The sequence below is a fragment of the Dyadobacter sp. SG02 genome (genome assembly GCF_900109045.1).
Classification (GTDB): domain Bacteria; phylum Bacteroidota; class Bacteroidia; order Cytophagales; family Spirosomataceae; genus Dyadobacter.
Map to the genome: position 1 here is coordinate 103301 of NZ_FNYL01000006.1, position 22143 is coordinate 125443.

Annotated in this window: 19 protein-coding genes; 1 reads left to right on the forward strand and 18 read right to left on the reverse strand. The window is 50.4% G+C overall.

All coding sequences use genetic code 11. The features are described 5' to 3' along the window. Positions 1 to 46 precede the first annotated feature (46 nt). From BMW93_RS15795 to BMW93_RS15840, 10 genes are all read right to left on the reverse strand, one after another. A complete protein-coding gene (locus tag BMW93_RS15795) occupies positions 47 to 1105 on the reverse strand; it encodes an agmatine/peptidylarginine deiminase (protein ID WP_090378831.1) in 1059 nt (352 codons plus the stop codon). 124 nt (positions 1106 to 1229) lie between these two features. Continuing rightward, on the reverse strand, positions 1230 to 1817 hold the full coding sequence (locus BMW93_RS15800) for a hypothetical protein (protein ID WP_090377968.1): 588 nt from the start codon (positions 1815 to 1817) through the stop codon (positions 1230 to 1232). Positions 1818 to 1828: 11 nt separating this feature from the next. Next, positions 1829 to 2929: a hypothetical protein gene (locus BMW93_RS15805; RefSeq protein WP_090377972.1), complete on the reverse strand. Its 1101-nt coding sequence runs from the start codon at positions 2927 to 2929 to the stop codon at positions 1829 to 1831. A 306-nt stretch (positions 2930 to 3235) separates the two neighbouring features. After that, positions 3236 to 4423 carry a histidinol-phosphate transaminase gene (locus BMW93_RS15810; RefSeq protein ID WP_090377975.1) on the reverse strand — a complete coding sequence of 396 codons (1188 nt, stop codon included), beginning with the start codon at positions 4421 to 4423 and terminating at the stop codon, positions 3236 to 3238. 106 nt (positions 4424 to 4529) lie between these two features. Further along, the gene (locus BMW93_RS15815) at positions 4530 to 5012 is read right to left on the reverse strand and encodes a hypothetical protein (protein ID WP_090377978.1); all 483 of its coding nucleotides are present in this window, start codon (positions 5010 to 5012) and stop codon (positions 4530 to 4532) included. Positions 5013 to 5044: 32 nt separating this feature from the next. Beyond that, positions 5045 to 6523 carry a SusD/RagB family nutrient-binding outer membrane lipoprotein gene (locus tag BMW93_RS15820; RefSeq protein ID WP_090377981.1) on the reverse strand — a complete coding sequence of 493 codons (1479 nt, stop codon included), beginning with the start codon at positions 6521 to 6523 and terminating at the stop codon, positions 5045 to 5047. Between the two features lie 39 nt (positions 6524 to 6562). Continuing rightward, positions 6563 to 9718 carry a SusC/RagA family TonB-linked outer membrane protein gene (locus BMW93_RS15825; RefSeq protein ID WP_090377984.1) on the reverse strand — a complete coding sequence of 1052 codons (3156 nt, stop codon included), beginning with the start codon at positions 9716 to 9718 and terminating at the stop codon, positions 6563 to 6565. 775 nt (positions 9719 to 10493) lie between these two features. Continuing rightward, on the reverse strand, positions 10494 to 11390 hold the full coding sequence (locus BMW93_RS15830) for a carbon-nitrogen hydrolase (RefSeq protein WP_090377987.1): 897 nt from the start codon (positions 11388 to 11390) through the stop codon (positions 10494 to 10496). A 42-nt stretch (positions 11391 to 11432) separates the two neighbouring features. After that, complete coding sequence (locus tag BMW93_RS15835) at positions 11433 to 12422, reverse strand: glycosyltransferase family 9 protein (RefSeq protein ID WP_090377990.1); 990 nt, start codon at positions 12420 to 12422, stop codon at positions 11433 to 11435. Continuing rightward, on the reverse strand, positions 12415 to 13329 hold the full coding sequence (locus BMW93_RS15840) for a lysophospholipid acyltransferase family protein (protein WP_090377992.1): 915 nt from the start codon (positions 13327 to 13329) through the stop codon (positions 12415 to 12417). The genes BMW93_RS15835 and BMW93_RS15840 overlap by 8 nt, the downstream gene beginning before the upstream one ends. A 209-nt stretch (positions 13330 to 13538) precedes the next feature. On the opposite strand from BMW93_RS15840, the gene BMW93_RS15845 reads away from it, so the two are divergent. Beyond that, positions 13539 to 13880: a hypothetical protein gene (locus BMW93_RS15845; protein ID WP_090377995.1), complete on the forward strand. Its 342-nt coding sequence runs from the start codon at positions 13539 to 13541 to the stop codon at positions 13878 to 13880. Here BMW93_RS15845 and cobA read toward each other — a convergent pair. From cobA to BMW93_RS15885, 8 genes are all read right to left on the reverse strand, one after another. After that, the gene (gene cobA, locus BMW93_RS15850; protein WP_090377998.1) at positions 13877 to 14641 is read right to left on the reverse strand and encodes a uroporphyrinogen-III C-methyltransferase; all 765 of its coding nucleotides are present in this window, start codon (positions 14639 to 14641) and stop codon (positions 13877 to 13879) included. The genes BMW93_RS15845 and cobA overlap by 4 nt on opposite strands. 77 nt (positions 14642 to 14718) lie before the next feature. Beyond that, positions 14719 to 16947, reverse strand: a complete 2229-nt coding sequence (locus tag BMW93_RS15855) for a HEPN domain-containing protein (protein ID WP_090378001.1) — start codon at positions 16945 to 16947, stop codon at positions 14719 to 14721. 131 nt (positions 16948 to 17078) lie between these two features. Next, a complete protein-coding gene (locus tag BMW93_RS15860) occupies positions 17079 to 18323 on the reverse strand; it encodes a sulfate adenylyltransferase subunit 1 (protein ID WP_090378004.1) in 1245 nt (414 codons plus the stop codon). Between the two features lie 99 nt (positions 18324 to 18422). After that, a complete protein-coding gene (cysD, locus tag BMW93_RS15865) occupies positions 18423 to 19376 on the reverse strand; it encodes a sulfate adenylyltransferase subunit CysD (RefSeq protein ID WP_229240488.1) in 954 nt (317 codons plus the stop codon). 45 nt (positions 19377 to 19421) lie between these two features. Next, positions 19422 to 20123, reverse strand: a complete 702-nt coding sequence (locus tag BMW93_RS15870) for a phosphoadenylyl-sulfate reductase (protein WP_090378007.1) — start codon at positions 20121 to 20123, stop codon at positions 19422 to 19424. An 8-nt stretch (positions 20124 to 20131) separates the two neighbouring features. After that, the gene (locus BMW93_RS15875; RefSeq protein WP_090378010.1) at positions 20132 to 20578 is read right to left on the reverse strand and encodes a type II toxin-antitoxin system VapC family toxin; all 447 of its coding nucleotides are present in this window, start codon (positions 20576 to 20578) and stop codon (positions 20132 to 20134) included. Continuing rightward, positions 20575 to 20910 (reverse strand): hypothetical protein, encoded by a 336-nt coding sequence (locus BMW93_RS15880; RefSeq protein ID WP_090378013.1) that lies wholly within the window; start codon positions 20908 to 20910, stop codon positions 20575 to 20577. The genes BMW93_RS15875 and BMW93_RS15880 overlap by 4 nt, the downstream gene beginning before the upstream one ends. Before the next feature lie 28 nt (positions 20911 to 20938). Then, positions 20939 to 22126 carry a PLP-dependent aspartate aminotransferase family protein gene (locus BMW93_RS15885; protein WP_090378016.1) on the reverse strand — a complete coding sequence of 396 codons (1188 nt, stop codon included), beginning with the start codon at positions 22124 to 22126 and terminating at the stop codon, positions 20939 to 20941. Positions 22127 to 22143: the final 17 nt, after the last annotated feature.

The following is a 22143-nucleotide window of genomic DNA, read 5'->3' on the forward strand; positions in this document are numbered from 1 at the left end:
AAAAGAAAATGCCCGGTAAGCTATTCGCCTGACCGGGCATTGTATGTTAAACCAGCGGCTCCTGCTGGCTCAGGCAGTGGAAGCTACCCTGACCCCAGATGATTTCCGTAGCTAAAAGCGGAATGATCTTCCTGCCATTGAATGCTTTTTCCAGAATATCGATGGCAATCTGGTCGTGCGGGTTGTTGAATACCGGTACGATTACACCTGCATTACAGATCAGAAAGTTTGCGTAGGAGCCCGGCGTGCGGAAATTGTCGATAATGACGGCTTTCGGCATAGGTAGCTCGATGATGTTGGGTTGCTTGCCATTCACCAAACGCATTTCTTTTAGCATTTGCAGGTTGGTGTTTAGTACTGCAAAGTTCTCATCGTTACGATCTGTTTCGATGCAGGCCACAATCGTATCTTCATTCACAAACCGCGTGGTATCGTCGATATGGCCGTCGGTATCGTCGCCTACGATGCCGTCCTCTACCCACAAAACCTGCTCGATGCCGTAGTAATCGCATAGAATCTGCTCGATCTGGCCCTGGTTCAAATGCGGGTTACGGTTCGGGTTCAGCAGGCAGGATTTGCTGGTGAGCAGGCTGCCGGCCCCGTTGAATTCCACCGAGCCGCCTTCCATAATGATCCCCGGATTGACGACCGGCAGGTTCAGGTATTCGGCCACGGCGCGGGGCGTTCGGTTGTCATCGCCATACGGCGGGTATTTGCCACCCCAGGCATTATGGCCCCAGTCGACGATCATTTTTTCGCCGGTTTTGGGATTAACCAAAAAAGAAGGCCCGTGGTCGCGGCACCAGGCGTCGTTCGTAGGTTTTACTATAAATTCAATTTTACCTAAATCCACGCCTGTTTTGACGAGTTCGCCCGTGATGAACTGCTTCAATGCTTCGTCGTTGGCAATAATGCCCACATTTTCTCCCTCGCTGATCGCCTTGATGAATGCCAGGTATTGCGGACGCATTTTGGCGAGCTTGTCGCCTTGCCACGAGGCGTCATTATGTGGAAAAGTAAGCCAGGTAGCACGGTGCGGGGCCCACTCGGCCGGGAAAGTAAAACCCAGTTCGCGGGGTGTCGATGAAGCGGTATTTGCCGTCACGGAATATGTAATGTATTTGTTCTGCTCAAAAATGAAGTGCAAAGGTCGTAAAAGGTTCGAAGCAGCCCAAAAAAATAAAGCCCCGCGAAGGAGGCTTTACCGGATTGTCGAGTAAATAATAAAGTCAGTTGTTGGCCACCATCACATTGTCGACCAGGTAAGTGCCGTCCACCGTTTCGAGGTTGTAGGCCTTGCTCACGTGCCGCGCATTCTCCTGTACCGCGCCCACTTTCCAGGACGACACAATGCCGGTACTAGGCTCATAATGGTACAAAATATCCTTTTTCGAGAGCTTCTTCATCCGCTTTCTGCCATGGTTCGTCTGCACGTAATGGTGTGGCGTAGCTTCGAGCAGCAATGCGGGTACGATCGGCGATTCGGGAGTCGCATGATCTTCGGCGGGCCGTAAATACACCGCGGTTAGCGGCGAGGTCGGTTGGTCGAAAATATCGATTTGCCTCACCTGCGTGATCGCCGTTTTGCCGTCTTTGCAGGTCTTCACGTGCTCACCCACACGTACATCCGCGATGGATTTGACGCTGCCGTCGGCCATTGTCACCGGCGCACTGGCAGAGAAATACTTGCACCGCTTGGTACTTTTCGAAATCCGGATCGTCGCCTGCGACTGGATCGCGCTGACGGCCGTCAGTTCGGTTTGGGCAAAAGCTGTAAGTGACAGGAGTGAAAAAATACTGGTGGTCAGAAATTTCATGCAGTGCTGGATTAGGAAGATGCCTTCGACATTTTGACAAATACCTTACTCAGCGCATTGGGCACCGCACCAAGGCAGATCAGGATGAGCCCGGCGGTAATGAGCGTTGAGGTATGTGCGAAGAATGAACCGGAAGACAAAATGGCTAAAATTAATATCGTTGAGAATGGTAATGAGAATGCAAGTAACAACACAGCGAGTTCCAGGTCAAATGTTCTTTTTTCCCTGGCCAGGCCTTTCGCGTCTTCCCGCAGGTTGAATGCGGAAATGTGGGCGAGCGGCCAGAAGCTGGCGGCGCTCAATGGAATTACGATCGACAGCAATACCATATTCAGGTCGGTAATGTTCAGGACGTAGATCATCCCCGCGCTGATGAGCATCGTAATGCCCGCGCGGAAGAACAGTATACTTGCAACGATACGCTTCTTGCCCTCTTTTAGTTGCACGGCCAAGCCGATAAACAGCAACACAAGCGGCGTCATCATTGCGCTGGTTTTATCAAAAATATCCACTACCAGTGGCGGCAAGGAGTTGTAATTGATACCCAGGCTAAGTAGGATAATGGCAATGAAAATCAGCAGGTTAATTGGCTCCTGAAACATGCTCGCAAAGAGGCTTTTCAGCTTTCCGCCCATTTTGGTTTCCTTGTCGTCGCTGTTTTTTAAAAACATATTCATAGCGAGAATGTACAAGGAAATAAGCACGAAGAATTTGTTGCCGACATCGGCCAATGCGGCGATAGCGAGGCTTTTTTCTCCCAAAAACTCGGCAATGAAGGGAAAACAGGACAACCCCGGCGCCAGGGAAGGAATGAGCATCATCAATGTGCGGCCGGTAGGGCTGTTCTTTTCTATTCCAAACAATGCGAATGCAAGCGGAGCGGAAAAGAACATCAGGAAATTGAAGATCAGCGTAACGAGCGGGATAATAAACATCGACGAATCGATGTCAATTTTCATTAAGGAAATAAATATCGTTGAGGGTAGCGCCACGGAGAGGATAATCTCCTTGATGCCGTTGGTTTGGTCCTTATTCTTGAATTTGCTTTTGAGCAACAATCCCAAAGCAATTAGTAATAATAGCGTGATGGTTTTTTGTAATGCGTCACTCATGGTCAGGAATATTTAAAGTAATAGGAGTGTATCGAAGATTAAGAAGGGTATCGCTTTCGCGGGGTGTTTTAACGAGGTAAAGTAACGGGAGTGAAATTCGTTAAGGACTGTCTTCGACTGCGCTCAGACTGACAATTTGCAAGACGTCATCCTGAACGAAGTCGGTAAGGACGGTCTTCGACTGGACTCAGACTGACAACTTGCAAGACGTCATCCTGAGCGAAGTCGGTAAGGACTGTCTTCGACTGCGCTCAGACTGACAACTTCACGTGTCATCCTGAGCGAAGTCGAAGGACTTGCAAAATGTTAGCTCAATGCCCCCAATGCCCCCACAAACGCCTTCATTTCATCCATCGTACCGATACTCACGCGGCACCAGGGTTTGTTCTGGACGTCGAAAGAGCGGACGGCGATGCCTTTGGCGGTCATTTTGCTGAGGAGCTCCTTGCCCGGGATAGAGATCGGGAAGAGCACGAAGTTGGTGTAGGACGGGATGTATTTGTAACCCATCTTGTCGAGGTTTTCGTAGAGGTATGTTTTGGCCTCGTGGTTCAGTTTGCGGGTATTGCCCTGAAAATCCTTGTCGTCGAGGCTGGCGGAAGCCGCGAAGATCGACGTGTAGGAGATACCCATTCCGCCGCGGGTGATTTTGTTGATGCCAGCGAGGAACTCAGGCTGCGCGGCAATGTAACCCACGCGGATACCGGCCATACCCATGATTTTCGAGAATGTGCGGGCGATGATCACGTTTTTCTTTTGGGCCAGAAGCGAAACCATGCTCTGGGTATCGGCTCCTACTGCGAGTTCAATGTAAGCTTCGTCCACGAATACCGGTACTTTTTCGGACACGCGTGAGCAGAAATCGAGCAGGTCCTGGCCTTTCGTGATGGCGCCGGTCGGGTTGTTGGGGTTACAAACGTAAACGAGTTTGGTATCCTTGTCGATCGCCGCTTCCATTGCTTTCAGGTCGTGCGACCAGTCTGCTGTACACGGAACGGGCTTCCAGGTAGCGCCTACCGATTTCGCCACGCTCACGAGCGACATGTAGCAAGGGTCGGCTGAAACGATGTTACCACCTTTCATAAAAGTGACCAATGCTACTTTTTCGAGCAGGTCGGAAGAGCCCGGGCCCATCATAATATGCTCGGCGGTAACGCCTTCTTTTTTAGCGATTTTATCGATGAGGTCGTACATTTCCTTCCATGCGTAACGGTTACCGTTTTTCACGGATTCCGCTACCGCTTTCTGTGCCGACATCGGCGGACCGTACGGGTTTTCGTTCGAACTTAATTTGGCAACGATCTTCGGAGCTTTGAAGTCGTTGGGCAGGAAATGCTCTCTCACCATCGGGCTGCGGTAAATGCGGCTCTCAGGGTCCAGCGACAATGGTGTATTTTCAAATGCGCCGGCGGTAAGGTGTGGGGCTATGGCCATTCCACCCAATGCCATTAAACCGGATTTTAAAAGGTTACGACGGTCGATGTTTTGGTTCATTGTTCAAAAGTTTAAGTACGTGACGATTAATATTAAGGAGCAAAAATCTTGATTCAAGTTACAAATTGATGGGTTAACTAAGAAGCGTATATAGGTTGTTTTTCAATTAGTTAGCCTGTACTTGCGAGAATCGCGTAAATGCAATTCCCTTGTGGCTGCCCGACCAGGATATCTTGGTAATGCTGCCCGCTTTCGGTGCGGCAACGCCCAGGTCTGCCCAGGTTTTTTCCAGTTTGACGACACCTTGCGCATCGGAAGTAACCTCGCCCAGGACCGCCCCTGTGCGAAGGGTGATCTTGATCGCAAGATTAGGTACCGGGATCGAGTCGATGCCTTTGGTATGGTCCAAAATGTTGGTCTTGTCGAGTTCCAGCAGCCTGGCCGAAAGTGTCAGTTTTTCGGCGGTGGCGGAGTAAGTTACGGTCGGTTCGCTGGCAATGGGCGCGCCGAATGGGGCGCCTACAATGTCCACCAGTACCGGGGCTACATCGCGGTCGAGGAAGGGGTCTTCTTCTTTGCAAGACACAAACCCGAGCGACAATGCAAGCAGCAGGCAGGCGGAAGGGAAAAGCGATTTGATATTTTTCATAATTATAAAGTCTTTGAATTGGGAATAAACCGTTATTTCTCAGCCCACCACAGCTTGGTTTTCATGTCGTCGGCACCGCCGTTAAGCTTCACACCGTCACCTACTGAGGCTGCATTCAGCGAGTATTCCGAGGCCGGGTAGTTGAAGCGGGTCGGGAGGATGCCTCCATTGTTCAGCACCGCGCGCGGGTCGGGTGCAGGGAAAACCGGGAAGCCTGTTCTGCGCCATTCGATCCATGCTTCCACGCCTTGTCCGAAGAGTGAGATCCATTTCTGTTCAAGTACTTTTTCCTTGCTCACGGGCCCGGCTTTGGTGATGTAACCCGCGGGAGGGGTGAGGCCGTACTGTGCAAATGAGGCGGTAATGCCTTCCTCGAAATACTTTTTCGCGTCGCCGGTAATGTCGCCGTCCACGGCTGCTTCGGCCAGGATGAAGTTCAGATCGGCGAAAGTCATGATCACCTCGGGCGCTGCCGCGTCGGTGAATGCTTTCCCGATCGTCGAGCTGGTGGCGAGATAGCCGGTCGCGATGGCGTCGGGCAGGCCGTTGGCGTGGCCCTGGTACAAGCCGTCCTTGTTAGGATTGGCATACACGGTAATGCGGGTGTCGCCCAAAGCATTCATTTTGTCGGCCAGCGTCTTGCTGATGTTCCAGTCGGTACGCCCGCCCTGGATCAGGATCTGGTTCCATTCGTTGTTGCTCGGCAGGACACTGGTGCATTTCAGGGATGCATTGTCAGCATTGCTGGTGAAAATCGGGAACTTGGTCGCATCGCCGAGGATTTCGGCGAATATCGCCTTCGACTCGGCCGGTTTTTTGGCAGCCTGACGGTTAGCAAGGCGCAGACGGAGCGAGTTGGCGAATTTTTTCCATTTCAAAATATTCCCTTCATACAAAATATCCCCCGCGATGGCCGGGCCGGTTACCGACAGCTTTTCGTTCGCCGTTTTCAGATCGTTGAGCAAACCCGCGTAAATGGTTTCCATCGAATCGTACTTGGGCGTGTAAACAGCCTCGGTAGCTGTGCCTTTAATGGCGTCGGTGTAGGGAATGGAGCCGTACATATCCACGAGCAAGGAGAATACCCAGGTGCGCATCACTAGCGCGACTCCTTCATAATTAGCGTTAGGTGAAGCGGATTCAGCGTTGGTCTGATTGATAATGCGCTGGAAGTTGAGCAGGCCTTCGTTGAAAAAGCCTTTCCAGTTGTTGGAGAGCAATGCGGGCGAAACGGTGTAGTCGTCGCCTTCGTTGCTGTAAATGTTGCGGGTCAGATGCTGCACGTACAGTTCGGCGGCGTCGATGTTGATGCGCTCGAAGCGGTCGCGGTGGCCCCAGTAGCGGTCTACGGATGTTTCGATGCCGGTAGGGAGCAGGTATTGCGGTCCGATTGCCGTCGGGCTGTTCGGGCTCACATTCATGCTATCGAAATCCTTGGTGCAGCTGGTGATGCTCAATGCGCCTGCGAGGGCGGTCATCCAGATGTTTTTATGAGTCAAAATGCTTTTCATCTCGTAATGCTTTTAGGTCTTCAAATGATTTTGAATGGATCAGAACGACAGCGAGAGGTTTGCACCGATGCTGCGTGAGCTGGGCAGCTCGCCGTAACCGAATCCTTGTTCGTTCCCGCCTTTCGCATCGATTTCAGGGTCGATGTGCGGTGTGTTTTTGAAGATCATCCAGACGTTGCGCCCCACAAGGGAGATTTTGGCGGACTGGATTTTTACTTTTTTCAACAATGCAGGGCTGAACGAGTAGCCTAGCGAGAGTTCGCGCAATTTCACATAGCTGGCATCGAAGATCGCCGATTCGTGGTAGTTACGTGGGTTGGCATAACCATACAACTGGTTGGCGGTTACGATAATGTCGTTGGGAACATACGATTTCGAACCATCCGCAGCCGTTACCTCGCGTACACCCTGGCCGATCACACCTTCCTCGCGGCCTAATGCGGTTTCGGCATACTGGCCTGTCCACCGCGCTGTACCGGTACCTTCGTCGTAGATGTCGCCACCCATGCGAACGTCCACCAATGCGCTCAGCGACCAGCCTTTGTAGTTGAATGTGTTCAGCATACCGCCGATCCAGTCGGGCTGAATGTTACCCAGTTTTTGTCCGGCGGCTGTCAATGGCAGGCCATTCGCGCCGTAAACGATCTGTCCGTTGTGTTTCTGGAAACCTACGCCGTAGAATGTGCCGTACGGCTGGCCTACGCGGGCTTCGGACGACATACCGCGCTGTGTGGCAAGGGTGTAGGTCGTCAAACCTTCGGCGAGTTCCACCACTTTGTTGCGGTTGCGCGCCCAGTTGAGCGACACATCCCAGCTGAAACCGCCCGGAAGTTTCACCGGCGTGCCCGAAATCGCGATTTCAACTCCTTTGTTGGTGATTTTTCCTGCATTCAGAATGCGGGTGTTGTAGCCGCTCGCTTTCGAAATTTCCACGCCGAGGATCTGGTCTTTGGTCGTCTGGTTGTAATAAGTCACATCCAATCCGATTTTGCCTTTCAAAAAGCGTAGGTCCGCGCCCAGTTCAAGCCCGGTTGTAATTTCCGGTTTCAGGCCGCTGTTCGCGATTTCGATGTTTTCGGAGAACTTGGGCACAGCGCCGTTCCACGAACCTTTCGCGAGGAATGTCTGGGCCAATTGGTATGGCGTGGCGTCGTTACCTACCTGTGCATAGCTCGCGCGCACCTTTCCGAACGTGAACACATTGCTTTTTACATCGAACAGTTCGGTCAGCACGGCGCTCAATGAAGCGGAAGGGTAGAAGTACGAACGGGCATTCGCCGGCAGCGTACTCGACCAGTCGTTACGGGCCGTTAAATCCAGGAACAATGCATCTTTCCATGAAAGGTTAGCCGTTCCGAACAAGCTCTGCGTTTCCGATTTCCGTATAAGGCTTTCGATCGTATTCTGGCTCGGTACCGAGTTGCCGGCATTGTAGAGGCCGTCTACCACCATTTCACCCACATAGAAATAGTTTCTTTTGTAATAATTGGTCCTTTTAATACCTCCTACCTGCACATTCAATCCGAAATCCGCATTGATATTCTTGTTGTAGGTCAGCATGAAATCCGAGTTGGTTTCCTGGCTGCGCAATACTTCTTCGGAGAAGCGGCCTGGCGTGCGCACGCCATTGCGGACGCGGAGGAAGTTGGACACGTTAATGCGCGTATCCGACCAATAGTCTGTACCGCTGCGGAGCATAATGCTCAGAGAAGGCAGGATTTTGTAGTTCAATGCAATGTTACCCAGCAACCGGTCCTTCTCGTTGCTTTGCGGAAGCTTCTTTTGAGAGAAATAAGGGTTGGTGAAGAAGGTATGCTGCCAGTTAGGCGGGTCGGTGTCGTTGCCGCGCTGGTTGTGCACGTCGATGTAGCTCTCGTAGTCACGCAGCTGCGCCCACGATACGTGGCGGTGCGACCAGATGAATTCCTGTCCGCTGCCGTAGCTCTTATTGTCGGAACCTGACTTGATGTATTCTCCTGAAAGCGTAATGCTCAGGTTTTTGGTCAGGTTATAGCCCGAGTTAATGCGGAAGTTATTGCGGTGAAAATCATTGTAATACATGATACCCGTCTGGTCCACACGGCTCAGGCCTAGGCGGAAGTAGCCCTTATCGTTACCGCCGTTCAATGCAATGCTGTTGGTCGTTGTGCGGCCGGTGTTCCAGTACTCATCCCAGTTGTCGGGCTGAGGAGTCAGTGGTGCAACATCGTCACCAGTCCACCACTGTCTCACCAGACGCCCGTCCATCGGAGCTCCCCAGCTTTCATCGGTCCCTTCTGATCCTACGAGAGGATATCTTGCGTCGTAAACGGCGCGATATTGCGCAATTTCTGTCGGATCGGTGATATTGCCGCTCCATCCGTCGTTATACCAGGTGCGGTAGCCATTGCCGCCGCCATAAGTGTTCTGAAATTTCGGTTTGATCCACGGGCGTTCGAAAGTGATGTTAGAGTTGATATCCACACCCAACCCTTTCGTACCCTGGCCGTTTTTAGTAGTAATGAGGATAACACCGTTGGCGGCACGCGAGCCGTACAATGCAGCCGCGTTCGGGCCTTTGAGTACGGACATTTCCTTGATATTGTCGGGATTGATCTCCGAAATGCCGCCACCCCAGGTTTTGTTGGCGGTTTGCTCCATCGGCACGCCGTCGATGACGATCAGCGGCTGATTGTTGCCCGAAACCGAAGAAGAACCGCGGATCTGGATGGTCGAGCCGCTGCCCGGGCCGCCGTTCGATTGCACGCGGACGCCTGCTATTTTACCGGAAAGTGCATTTGCCACGTTCGTCGAACGCGACTCGGTCAATGCACTGCCTTTTACTTCCTGTACTGTATATCCCAACGCCTTTTTCTCACGCTCGATACCGAATGCGGTCACCACCACCTCGGCAAGCTGTCGCGTGTCGGCGTCCAGTTTGATGTCGAATTTGGATTGGTTTCCGATCGGCACTTCTTTGATCAGGAAACCCACATATGAAATGACGAGTACGCCGTCACCCGGAACCGAAAAGCTGAAATTACCGTCGGCATCGGCATTTGTACCCACATTGGTGCCTTTGTAAATGATCGACGCGCCTGCAAGTCCGAGACCATCTTCGGCCGCTGTTACCTTGCCGGTGAGCTGGCGCACTTGTGCGAAAGCGACCGGGGAACACAGACAAACCCATATAAAAAAGAGTAGAACTTTACGCATGGGGATCAGTGGTTAAAATTGTTAGGTGGTAGTAGTAGGAGGAGAAAAAGTTATGGCTGTGTGGCGTCCACACTTCCGTGCGCCGCACACACTTTCGCGTGGACAGAACAACACAGCCATAAGCTTGCAACACTGCTTTTCCGGAAAGCAATACCCTCTTTAATCGAGGACAAACAGGTCAGATCGTTTCGGTGAGGCCATGAAAAAGCCAGACGTCGACAAGCGGTGTTTGTCCACGGTATCAAGAAACCTGTATTAAAAAAATTATATTGTGTTGGAGCGTAACTTACCCGGCGTCCGTGTTTCGGCTCATCCGGCTTTCAGTAAGCTCCTCTCAACACGGTCAGATATATTCATGTGCGGCTGGAATATATCCTCGGTTTAGAAGTTCTGTCATTCGTTTAATGACTTTTCAAATATACTGACAATGTCAAATAATGCAAGAGATTAGATTTAAAAATTGAAGTTTTTTGCAATAAAAGTTGGTCATTTAAAATCAATACAGACTATTATTGTAATAATTTAATAATAAGTTTTACTAATCCGATTTTTAGCGCTTCCTACCAGTTTTGTAGATTAATACTGCAATTTTAGGCCCGTAATTGTCTAAAATATAGGTATTTACTGAAATTGAATTCTTATAAAATTGTAACATTGGGTTACTAGACTCATTTTCGCTGATGACCGCGTGAAAATGGGCAGGGCAATAAAAAAGAGCACCCCGATGGCAGGGTGCTCTTTTTGTGTATATTAAAATAGTTATATTTCTAAAATACTACTGGTCGATAAACCGCTTTAAAATAGGACGGTAGGAATCCACCCGACGGTCTCGGAGGAATGGCCAGGTGGTGCGGTAAAAGTCGAGTTTTTCGAGGTCCAGTTCTTCCACATGCGTCACTTCGCCCTCATGCGGGGCCAGGTAAAGCAGTCTTCCCTGCGGGTTGGCAATGAACGATCCTCCCCAGAACTGCTGGTCGGCTTCGCGCCCCACGCGGTTCACGGACACTACATACACGCCATTCGCGACGGCATGTCCGCGCTGCACGGTTTGCCACGCGCCGTATTGTTCTTCATTGATAATAGGATCTTTCTCATTCACATCCCAGCCAATCGCAGTAGGGTAGAAGAGGATTTCGGCGCCCATGAGGCTGGTAATGCGGGCTGCTTCGGGGTACCACTGGTCCCAGCAGATGAGGACGCCGATTTTGGCAAATTGGGTATTGAAAATCCGGTAGCCGTCGGTATCCTGCTCGGTAACCGGGGCGTCGCCAGGGGTGAAATAGAATTTTTCGTAATAACCCGGGTCGTCAGGGATGTGCATTTTACGGTATTTGCCCAGGTAAGCCCCGTCGGCATCGAGCACGGCGGTAGTGTTGTGGTACAAGCCGTGTGCGCGTTTTTCAAAAAGTGAGGCGATGATCACCACGCCCAGTTCCCGCGCCAACGCGCCCAGCGCCTCGGTAGACGGACCCGGAATGGCCTCGGCGAGGCTGAAATTGCTATGATCTTCAACGTCGCAGAAATAGAGCGATTTGAACAACTCTTGCAGACAAATAATATTCGCGCCCTTTTGCGCAGCTTCACGGATTTTTTCGGTAGCCTTCTGAAAGTTAGCATCAATGTCCGAAGTGCAGCTCATTTGCACCAGACCAATGTTTACTTTTTTTGCCATTTTGGATGTTTGTGTGGATGAATATCGGACGGAAATGCAACACTAATTTTGCTGCGGGAGTTCTGGGATCGGGAAATCGAACGAAATATCGTTCATGCATTTGAAATGGCCTTTTGGACATTTGCTGTGACCGATCTTCGAGCACGGCCGGCAATCGAGGCCTTTTACTTCCAGTTTTTCAAATGCGGTGCGGTAGGGATACATCCCGAATTCGGGAATGGTATTGCCCCAGATCGAATACACTTTCTTCCTGAATGCGGCTGCTACGTGCATCAGCCCGGTGTCGTGCGAGAAGACGATCAGTGCCTTCTGAATGAGTGAAGCCGATTGATTGAAATTGTATCTGCCGCAAGCATTCAAAATTTGGTCATCGCCTAATGCGAGACGAATGGCTTCCCCGGCTTCGAAATCTTCGGGACCGCCTAGCAATATCACCGGATGGTTGATCTTCCGGCACAGCTCGATCATTCTCGGCGCGGGCATTTTCTTCGTGAAATGTTGCCCGCCGATCGCGTACGCGACGAAGCTTTTCCGGTGCGTTTCGGGCAGCCATTCCAGTTCCACCTGGTCTTTGTAGGGAACAAAATAGTCGAGCCCTTCGCTGTCATTCCTGATGTTGAAAGTTTTGAGGGTGTCCAGACAACGGTCCACGATATGCTTATCGGGCAGGTAATTGATCTTGAACTGCGTCATGAGCCACTTCTGTGCATTCAGCTTTTCGAAACTGAATGCGGGCACGCCGAGCGTCCATTTAATGCGGAGCGTGCGGATGTTGCGATGCAGGTCGATCATGTAGTCGAACTTTTCCTTTTTGAGCAGGGAAAGCAGCTCGGCAGCATTGTTTTTTTCGAGCAGCCATACCTTGTCGATATAAGGATTATCCCGCAGCAGGAACTCAAATTTGCTTTTTGTAAAATAATGGATTTCGGCTTCCGGCATCTGCTTTTTCAGGCAGCGCACCACAGGCGTCGTAAGCACGATGTCGCCGATGGAGGAAAAGCGCAGAATAAGGAACTTGACCGGTTTATTCACTTTGGATTTCCTGAAGTAACTGTGATTGTGGAAGATTTTCCGGCTTTTTGTGTTTCCAGCGTTTGTGTGACCAGAGCCAGTTTTCGGGTTGTTGAATGATGTCCCGTTCGAGAAAGCCAATCTGTGCCTGTAAAATGCTGTTATTAGGGGCCAGTTTAGGTGTTTCCGTGATCAGTTTGAAATAGCCTTTATAAAACCCTCTTTTTGCTTCATTCTTTAAAACGGCCATGTACAAAACAGGAGAATTGAGCCGCCGGGCGATCAGCTCCACACCACGGAACACGCCCGTATCCTGGTTCAGGAATTTCGTCCAGAATGCTTTCTCCGGTACGGGTGACTGGTCGTTGATCAGTATGAATATAAACGGCCTTTCGCGCGGTTGCATGGCTTTGGAAATGGCCTCCTTCATTGTCACCATTTCGGTCCCGAACCGTGTCCTTACATTCTTGAACCAATCTTCGAACAGATCATTTTGAAGTTCGTGGTACACGACAATCATCTGGTGCGACAGTCGCGCCGAACCAAAAAGATTGAGCATTTCCCAGTTTCCCAGGTGTCCCGCAACTACGACCAGATTTTGGTTTTTCTCGTAGTAATGGTCCAAAATAGACACGTCGAGATCGATCCTGGCCAGAAGCTCCTCCCTGGAAATTGATTTGAGTTTGATCGTTTCGAAAATGATATCGGTGAAATTGCGGTAAAATTTGGTCGCGATCGCGCGGATGCTCTTCTCGTCGTATGCAGGAAAACTATTGCGCAGGTTGCTCAATACGACTTTTTTTCTGTACTGGCCGATATCGAAAATGAGGAACCGGCAGATATCGGAGAGCTTATAAAGTTTTCCCCAGGATAGTCTTGAAATCGCATTTAGGACTTTCAGGAACAAATGGGTGGAGAACGCTTTCATGTAAGGGACATCTTGTACTAAAACGGTAATTAGGCTGCAAAGTTAACACTTTGATTGTATTTTACCCGAAATAACCCGTTGAACGGCAAGGGTTCTAAGCTTAGACGCGTTGTAAATTAGGCGGTTGTGGCGCAACTACCCAATCCCGAATCTAGGATTGCTCTTTCGTTTTCTTTATATTCACTGGTTCAAACAGTAGAATTAATGCTATGCTGGAAGGATTATTTGACATCAAGAATGATCGCAGACTAAGCGTCTACCTGTACCGCGCCGGTTTCGGTATGTGGCTGATGTACCTCGTGCTCGGCGCGCCCGCGTTGCATACGTATAAGCATTACCGCCAGGATTGCGGTATGCTGTGTTTTATACTGATGATCTTCGGCTTCACGGCGTCAATGGTGTACGACTATTTTCACCACCGCGACCAGTACGAAGTGAAGAAAAAGTGGCTGTTTATCAGCTACGTGATTCTGGCGGGAATTATCTATTTCGTCGAATTCAGGGGGCATGAAAACCGCATCAGTCTCGACTGGTTGCTGGGCCTGCTTTAATCCGCTACCGACTGCGATTGCTGCATCATTTCGCGTACCTGATCATAAGAAAGATCGGGTAACGCCGCCACTTTTCCGATTACGATAATCGCAGGCGAGCCCATTTCGCTGACTTGTGAAAGCGGTACGATATTGCCGATTTTACCCGTAACCACCTTCTGGTTTTCGAGCGTGCCGTTCTGGATAATGGAGATGGATTCGTCGAATTTGCCTAGTTCGGAGTAAATGCTTACGATTTCCTGCAATTTGTGAAGGCCCATCAGGATAACGACAGTGGCTGTCGATTGCGCGGCGAGCCGTACGTCTTTGGAAAGTTCGTGTTGCTTGGTGGTGCCGGTTATGACCCAGAAACTCTCGCTCATACCGCGCGAAGTCAATGGAATGCCCGCTAATGCCGGTGCTGCGTAGCTGCTGGAAATGCCGGGGATCACTTCGGATTCAATGCCGTGTTCCGCGGCGAACATGAGCTCTTCATACCCGCGGCCGAATATGAACGAATCGCCGCCTTTCAGCCGCACTACCTCACCATATTGACGCGCTTTTTCGACGATCAGATCGTTGATTTCGTCCTGGCCGCAGCTGGTTTTACCGAAGCGTTTGCCGACGAGGATTTTGATGCAATCCTCCGGGCAGTAATCCAGTAATGAGGGATGGGCAAGGGAATCGTACAACACGACCCGTGCTTTTTGCAGGGCCTTGACCCCTTTGAGGGTGATCAGGTCGGGATCGCCCGGGCCTGCGCCGATAAGTGTCAGTTTCATGGTGAGTGTATGGCCTATGTCTTTGGTCTATGGTCGATTTGTACTTCGACCACAGACCATGGCATAGGCCATTTTTATTAGCTATCCTTTCCGAACGAGAGCTCTTGTAATGCGGGCTCGCCGGTTTCGATCAATTGGGACTCGCGGGTTTCGCGAACGAAATTCAGGAAGCTTTCAGCAGTATTGATAAAATAGCTGGCGAATGCTTCGCTTGGTTCGAATTTATTAATGCTGAATACCAATGCTTTGAATGGTGTTTCCGCTTGATTTTCTACTGCGAATTCCGCTGGGACATTGTATTTGAAATCTTGTCCGAAATGCGTTTCGAAGTCGTTGATAATGCCGTACTGCGTGTTGGTCGTTACATCTTTCGACATCAACAAGCCTTTCGCACCTGTGATGAACACGTTGTAAGCGTGGTAAATCGCATCGGCCCAAACACCCGATTGGAAAGATTCTTTGGCCAGATTCAACTTCTCCTGGCCTTCGATGATCGTCGTAGCCACGAGGTCAACCAGCACAGAAGCACATTCACCGACCCCGATTTCTGTTTTAAACAGTTCATCGTGATCCCAGTCGCGGTAGTCGTCGTCCTGTACTGTTGTAAGGTCCGCAAGCGGTTTCAGCAACTGGAAGAAATAATTCTTGGTCTGGCGTAGGTAGTATTGGTTAAAATACTCCCCGTCCATTGCATTTGCCTCGTAATCGTTGAACAGCAGACGCAATACTTCCGGTCCTCGTTTGGTAGGGACTTTAATTACTTTGTCTCCTATTAATCCAATACCATCGCCGGAGAAACCACCGCCGAGCAACACCTGCAACGCCGGCAATACCAGCTTGCCATTTTTGATCGAGCTGCCGTGGAAACCGATATTAGCCGCATTATGCTGGCCGCAACCGTTCATACAGCCGCTTATTTTTATTTTAATATCCTGATTGTAAATCATTTCCGGGTATTCGTCTCGCATGACATCTTCGAGCACGCGGGTAATACCGTAGCTGCTCGAAATCGCGAGGTTACAGGTATCGGTACCAGGGCAGGTGGTAATGTCCATGGTGCTGTCGAAGCCGGGGTTAACAAGTCCCAGTTTCGCCAGTTCATGGTAAATCGCTACCAGGTCTTCACCTTTCACGAAACGCAGGATATAACCCTGGTTCACGGTGACACGAATGTCGTCGGCAGCATATTGGCGTACTACATCCGCAAGGCTACGTGCCGTATCCGAGCTCATATCGCCCAGCAACACGCGTAGCTGCACGGCGTACCAGCCTTTTTGTTTTTGTTCAAATGTATTGGTACGGAGCCATTTGGTGAAAATATCGAGCTTGTCGGCATCGATGCTTTCCGCTGCGATTTTCAGAATTTCAGCTTCGGACAGCGAAGGGCGTGGCGCATGGTTGACCGCTTCGTATTCGTTGGTACCGAAAAGGTCTTCCGGAATCTGGAATATCTTGTTACGGACAGCTTTGCGCTCTTCTTCCACTTTCTCCATCATGCCTTCGAGGCCGAGGTCGTTCAGCAGGAACTTCATACGTGCCTTATGGCGGCGTACGCGCTCGCCGTAGCGGTCGAACACGCGAAGCATTGCCTCGATGAAAGGAATTACTTTATCTTCTTCCAGGAATTCGAATGCAGTTTGTGCCGAGAACGGCTGTGCGCCAAGGCCGCCGCCGATCAGCACTTTGAATCCGCGAACGGTTTCACCAGCCTCGTTCTGACCCATTTTCGCGATCAGACCCACGTCGTGGATGAATGCCAGCGCGCTGTCTTTTTCAGAAGAAGAAACGGCGATTTTAAACTTCCGGCCCATATCCTGATTGATCGGGTTGCGGAGGAAATAGGTGAAGATCGAATGGGTGATCGGCGTCACGTCGAACGGCTCATCCGGATCGATACCCGCGACAGACGACGCCGTAACGTTACGGATGGTATTACCACAAGCTTCTTTCAGCGTAATGCCCGCGTCTTCCAGGTCGGCCCACAATTGGGGTGAATCTGCAAGTTTTACAAAGTGCAGCTGGATATCCTGGCGCGTAGTCGCGTGCAGGTTACCGGTCGCAAATTTGTCGGAAGTATCTGCGATACGGACCAGCTGATCGGCTGTTATGCGGCCGTAAGGCAGTTTGATACGAATCATCTGCACGCCGGGCTGGCGCTGACCATACACACCGCGTGTCAGACGGAATTTACGGAACGCCTCCTCCGGAGTCTCACCGGAGTAGAATCCACCGATCTTTTGTTGCAGGTCAATGATATCGCGCTTCGCAACGGCGGATACTTTGTCAGAAATGATTAAATCGCTCATGATGATATTCTAATCGTCTATCGGGATAGTATATTTTTATTCAATAGTGTGGTTGTGTTGGCCCTTCGACTTCGCTCAGGGTGACAGGCGTTGTGTCAGGCTGAGCGAAGTCGAAGCCATATGCGAGGACATTACTCGATCATACAAGCCCCAACCGTCACATTGGACGTTTCGTCGATCAGGATCGCTGCGCCGTTTGCGCGGTTCTTCTGATAAGGGTCGTATGCGATGGGCTGGGCTGTTCTGAGTACGATTCTTGCTACGTCGTTCAATTTCAGCGCCTCTACCTCATCCAGTTTTTCATAAGAGTTGATGTCGATCTGGTATTCGATGCCACGGACCGAGCAGCGTGAACGCGCTGTGCCGTGCTGTAAAACGTATTTGTTACCTGGTTTCAACGTCTTCTTGTCGTCCATCCAGCAAACCAGCGCTTCGATATCCTGGCTCACGATCGGCGAGTTATCGATTGTTACAATCGTATCGCCACGGCTGATATCGATATCGTCTTCAAGTAATATCGTTACAGATTCAAGAACAGATGCCTCCGGTATTTCGTTTCCGCCAAATTCGATTTTAGCGATTTTCGACTCTCTTTCAGAAGGCAATACCTTAATCGCGTCGCCTTTTTTGAAAGTACCGCTCTGAACACGTCCGGCATAACCGCGGTAATCGTGCAGCTCGTCGGTCTGAGGACGGATCACATATTGTACCGCGAAACGGCCGTCTTCCTGGTTCTGGTCTTTCAGCACATTCACATTTTCCAGTACCGAAAGCAATGTTTCGCCGGTGTACCAGTTCATGCTTTCCGAACGGTCTACGATGTTATCGCCGTTCAATGCGCTTACCGGAATAATGGTCAGGTCCCTAATGGACAGTTTCCCGGCCAGTTCTTTGTAAGATTGGGCAATTTCGAGGAATGCATCTTCCGAATTGCCTACCAAATCCATTTTGTTTACTGCTACAATCACGTGTGGAATACCCAGCATGGAAGCAATCAGCGAGTGACGGCGGGTTTGTTCCACCACACCATGACGCGCATCAACCAAAATAATGGCCAGATCCGCATTGGAAGCGCCAGTCACCATATTGCGGGTGTACTGAATGTGGCCCGGCGCGTCGATGCTGATAAACTTGCGGTTCGGCGTCTGGAAATATTTGTAAGCCACATCGATGGTGATGCCCTGCTCACGCTCCGAACGAAGGCCGTCCGTCAACAATGCGAGGTCGATTTCACCGGCATTGCGGGTTTTGCTGGCGCGCTCGATGGCTTCCATCTGATCAGCCAGGATATTTTTTGTATCGTAAAGCAAGCGACCGATCAATGTGCTTTTGCCGTCATCGACGGAGCCTGCTGTTATAAATCTTAGTAAATCCACTGTTTTTTAATTTTAAATGACTGAATGAGTGAATGATTAATGATTGAACGTTTTTGCTTTTCTCATTCCTCCATCCTCCCTTTCATCCTTACTCCCTGATCAGAAATATCCTCCCTTTTTACGATCTTCCATCGCTGCTTCCGTCTGCTGGTCGTCGATGCGGGTTTCGCCGCGTTCGCTGATTCTTGAGATCGTGATTTCGGCGATTACTTCGTCCAGGGTGGCTGCTGCGGATTCTACTGCTGCGGTACAGGTCATATCGCCGACGGTACGGAAACGCACCTGACGGGTTACGATCTGATCTTCCGGATCGGGCTCGATTACCGGCGTATTGTTCAGCAGTTTGCCATCACGCAGGATCAGCTCGCGTTCGTGTGCGAAGTAGATCGAAGGTAATGCGATACCTTCTCTTTTCAGGTAAGCCCAAACATCCAGCTCGGTCCAGTTCGAGATCGGGAACACGCGTACGTTTTCACCTTTCTGAATGCGGCCGTTGAACAAATTCCAAAGCTCGGGGCGCTGGCGTTTCGGGTCCCATTGACCAAACTCGTCACGGAACGAGAAAATACGCTCTTTTGCGCGGGCTTTCTCTTCGTCGCGGCGTGCGCCACCAATGCATGCGTCAAATTCAAATTCTTCGATGGTATCCAGCAAAGTGAAGGTTTGCAACCAGTTGCGGCTTGCATTCTTGCCGGTTTGCTCCTTCAATCCTTTCGCCTTGATGGTATCTTCCACGTAACGAACGATCAGTTTCGCATTGATCTGCTCTGCCAGCTCGTCACGGTATTCGATCGCTTCGATAAAGTTGTGACCGGTATCGACGTGCACCAGCGGGAAGGGGATTTTGCCCGGTGCGAATGCTTTCCTAGCCAAATGAACCAATGTGATCGAGTCCTTACCTCCTGAAAACAACAGGGCAGGGCGCTCAAACTGGCCGGCTACTTCACGCATAATGTAAATGGCCTCTGCTTCCAGCTGATCCAGGTAATCCGGAGCGCTGCGTTCACTAATCTCCCGTTGGATGTCGGAGGCCTCGTTCACTGAAATTGACATATTTTTGGTTATTGATTTAAATGTTAATGGGTTGGGGGCGCCAAGCTACTTCGCGTGCAACCCGCATTCCTTCTTCGACTCATCTTCCCACCACCATCTTCCGGCGCGGAAATCCTCGCCTTCCTGGATCGCACGTGTACATGGCGCGCAGCCGATGCTCACAAAGCCTTTGTCGTGCAACGGGTTATACGGAATGCCGTTTGATTTTACATAATGCTTCACCTCTTCGAATGACCAATGCAGGATCGGGTGGAACTTGTAAAGCTGATGCGCCTCGTCCCATTCCAGCCTCGGCATATCATGACGGTTCCCCGACTGTTCTGCCCGGATACCCGTCACCCAGATTTTCGCACCTTTCAATGCGCGGTTCAATGGCTCTACCTTGCGGATGAAGCAGCATTCCTTCCGGTTTTCGATGGATTCGTAGAAACTCAGGGGTCCTTTGGTGCTCACCAGGGTTTCCACCGCGTCGGTTTGCGGGTAATACACCTTTATTTTAGTGTCGTAACGGTTGTTGGTCTTTTGCAAAGTCATGTAAGTCTCCGCGAAAAGCCTTCCGGTATCCAATGTAAAGATCCCGATATTAATGTTATTCTTTAAAATGAGGTCGCTGATCACCTGATCTTCATATCCGAGACTGGTTGAAAAAACGACTTCACCGGGAAAAAGATCCGCCAGTATCGCCAGCGATTCGATCTCACTTTTGCCCTCGATGGCGGCGTTTAAAGATGCTAATGTTTCGTTCATGGTGTAAATTATTTCAATTCAAATCGGGCAACGTTCAGGAACCGGTTGTTCAAATGGTCGAAATCGCTGTCGGTGGTAATCAGCGTTGCATTTAACGCACTCGCCACCGCCGCAATCCACAAATCATTCTTCCCCATATTCCTCGCCGAACAATCCAGCCTACGCCCCGGTAATCTTCCCTGACTGAATGCGTCGATCTCGGCATAGCGTTCGACGACATCTTTTGTCAATGTGGTAAATGGATAAAATTTTTTTACAATTTCTTCCAGCTTGGCTCTTTTTCTTGCGCCCCAGTTATTCTTAATACCCAGAGATCGCAATTCGCCTATTACAATGGACGGAATTATCACCTCGTTCTCTTCGTCCAAGAAGCCAAATGTTTCCTCCGCGAGGTACCACAATGGTTGCATTCTTAAATAGGCGACTATTATATTGGTATCCAGCAGATACGTCATTTAGTCAGTTGCGAAAGTAGCAGTTCAAAAGGTTCCTGAATATCCAACTCATCTCTCAGTCGATCCAGCTCCTCCTTATTAATACCACGGTACCCTCGCAATCTAATTTGCTCGTCAAGCACGCTCCGCGCAGTTCTACTTTGATAATCTAACCACGCCTGTGCCCGATCCTTGGCCATTTCATTCTCAATAACTTCTTTCCCCTCAACCCCGGCGACTTCCGCCGCCTGCTCGGCAGAAATAAGTTCCTTTTCATAAAGATGTTTGGCAATTGAAAGTGATACTTCCTCCTTGCTCAGTTCATCCGGTATTTCGATCGTTACAGTGTGCATATGTATAGTATTGTTTAAGTGAATAATCTTACTCCAATATATCACTTTTCACCGACACCTCCACGGCGTTCGTGAAATCCTCGATGAGGTCTTCAATATCCTCTAAACCAACGGAAATGCGGATCAAACCTTCCGTAATGCCCAGCGCAGCTTTCTCCTCAGGCTTCAATTTCGCGTGCGTAGTAGTGTTTGGATTGGTAACGATCGTGCGGGTATCGCCCAGGTTGGACGACAGCGACGCGATCTCCAATGCGTCCATAAATGCCGCTACGCGTTCGAAACCACCTTCGAGGTCGATGGTGACGATAGAGCCACCTGCGCTCATCTGGCGTTTCGCAAGCTCGTACTGCGGGTGCGATTCCAGGAATGGGTATTTCACCGATTTTACGTCAGGGTGCTTGTCCAATGCGGTAGCCAGTGCCAATGCGTTGGAAGCATGTTTTTCCATTCTCAAATGCAGTGTTTCAAGGCTTTTGCTCAGTACCCAGGCGTTGAATGGCGACATCGAAGGGCCTGTCTGGCGGCAGAAAAAGCGCAGCTCCTTGATATATTCTTTTTTACCTACAACCACACCACCCAAAACGCGGCCTTGGCCGTCCATGAACTTCGTCGCGGAATGCAGCACGAGGTCGGCGCCGAAATCGGCCGGGGTTTGCAATGCGGGTGAGGCAAAGCAGTTATCTACGTTGAAAATGATGTTATGTTTCTTGGTAATGCGGCCGATCATCGCGAGGTCTACCAGGTCCAGTCCGGGGTTGGACGGCGTTTCGAGGTAGATCATACGGGTATTGGGCTGTACTGCCGCCTCCCATTCCGCTTCGCTCGCGTCCGCATCCAGGTATGTGTGGGAAATGCCCCATTTCGGCAATATCTGTGTGATAATCTGATGCGCAGAGCCAAATAATGCACGGCACGCCAGGATATGGTCGCCGCTTTTCAGCAATGCCGCCATACTGGCAAACACCGCCGCCATACCGGTAGCAGTAGCCACGCCGTCTTCCAGACCTTCCAGCATACAAACCTTGTCCACAAACTCCTGCACGCTCGGGTTCGAAAAGCGGCTGTAAATATTGCCGTCTTCGGTTTCTTCAAAAAGTGCCTTTCCTTGCTCCGCGCTCTCGAATGTGAAGCTGCTGGTCAGGAAAAGGGGAGTCGAATGCTCACGATACTTCGTTTTGCCTGTCTGGGTGCGTATCGCTTTGGTCTGTTTTTTCATGATGTGGAAACTTCGGC

What these genes read in the sequence shown, in the direction of transcription:
- BMW93_RS15825 (WP_090377984.1), bottom strand. Translation starts at nt 9,718, where the DNA reads ATGCGTAAAGTTCTACTCTTTTTTATATGGGTTTGTCTGTGTTCCCCG.
- BMW93_RS15870 (WP_090378007.1), bottom strand. Translation starts at nt 20,123, where the DNA reads ATGAACGAAACATTAGCATCTTTAAACGCCGCCATCGAGGGCAAAAGT.
- BMW93_RS15840 (WP_090377992.1), bottom strand. Translation starts at nt 13,329, where the DNA reads ATGAAAGCGTTCTCCACCCATTTGTTCCTGAAAGTCCTAAATGCGATT.
- cysD (WP_229240488.1), bottom strand. Translation starts at nt 19,376, where the DNA reads ATGTCAATTTCAGTGAACGAGGCCTCCGACATCCAACGGGAGATTAGT.
- BMW93_RS15810 (WP_090377975.1), bottom strand. Translation starts at nt 4,423, where the DNA reads ATGAACCAAAACATCGACCGTCGTAACCTTTTAAAATCCGGTTTAATG.
- BMW93_RS15885 (WP_090378016.1), bottom strand. Translation starts at nt 22,126, where the DNA reads ATGAAAAAACAGACCAAAGCGATACGCACCCAGACAGGCAAAACGAAG.
- BMW93_RS15815 (WP_090377978.1), bottom strand. Translation starts at nt 5,012, where the DNA reads ATGAAAAATATCAAATCGCTTTTCCCTTCCGCCTGCCTGCTGCTTGCA.
- BMW93_RS15805 (WP_090377972.1), bottom strand. Translation starts at nt 2,929, where the DNA reads ATGAGTGACGCATTACAAAAAACCATCACGCTATTATTACTAATTGCT.
- BMW93_RS15875 (WP_090378010.1), bottom strand. Translation starts at nt 20,578, where the DNA reads ATGACGTATCTGCTGGATACCAATATAATAGTCGCCTATTTAAGAATG.
- BMW93_RS15880 (WP_090378013.1), bottom strand. Translation starts at nt 20,910, where the DNA reads ATGCACACTGTAACGATCGAAATACCGGATGAACTGAGCAAGGAGGAA.
- BMW93_RS15830 (WP_090377987.1), bottom strand. Translation starts at nt 11,390, where the DNA reads ATGGCAAAAAAAGTAAACATTGGTCTGGTGCAAATGAGCTGCACTTCG.
- BMW93_RS15820 (WP_090377981.1), bottom strand. Translation starts at nt 6,523, where the DNA reads ATGAAAAGCATTTTGACTCATAAAAACATCTGGATGACCGCCCTCGCA.
- BMW93_RS15800 (WP_090377968.1), bottom strand. Translation starts at nt 1,817, where the DNA reads ATGAAATTTCTGACCACCAGTATTTTTTCACTCCTGTCACTTACAGCT.
- BMW93_RS15845 (WP_090377995.1), top strand. Translation starts at nt 13,539, where the DNA reads ATGCTGGAAGGATTATTTGACATCAAGAATGATCGCAGACTAAGCGTC.
- BMW93_RS15855 (WP_090378001.1), bottom strand. Translation starts at nt 16,947, where the DNA reads ATGAGCGATTTAATCATTTCTGACAAAGTATCCGCCGTTGCGAAGCGC.
- cobA (WP_090377998.1), bottom strand. Translation starts at nt 14,641, where the DNA reads ATGAAACTGACACTTATCGGCGCAGGCCCGGGCGATCCCGACCTGATC.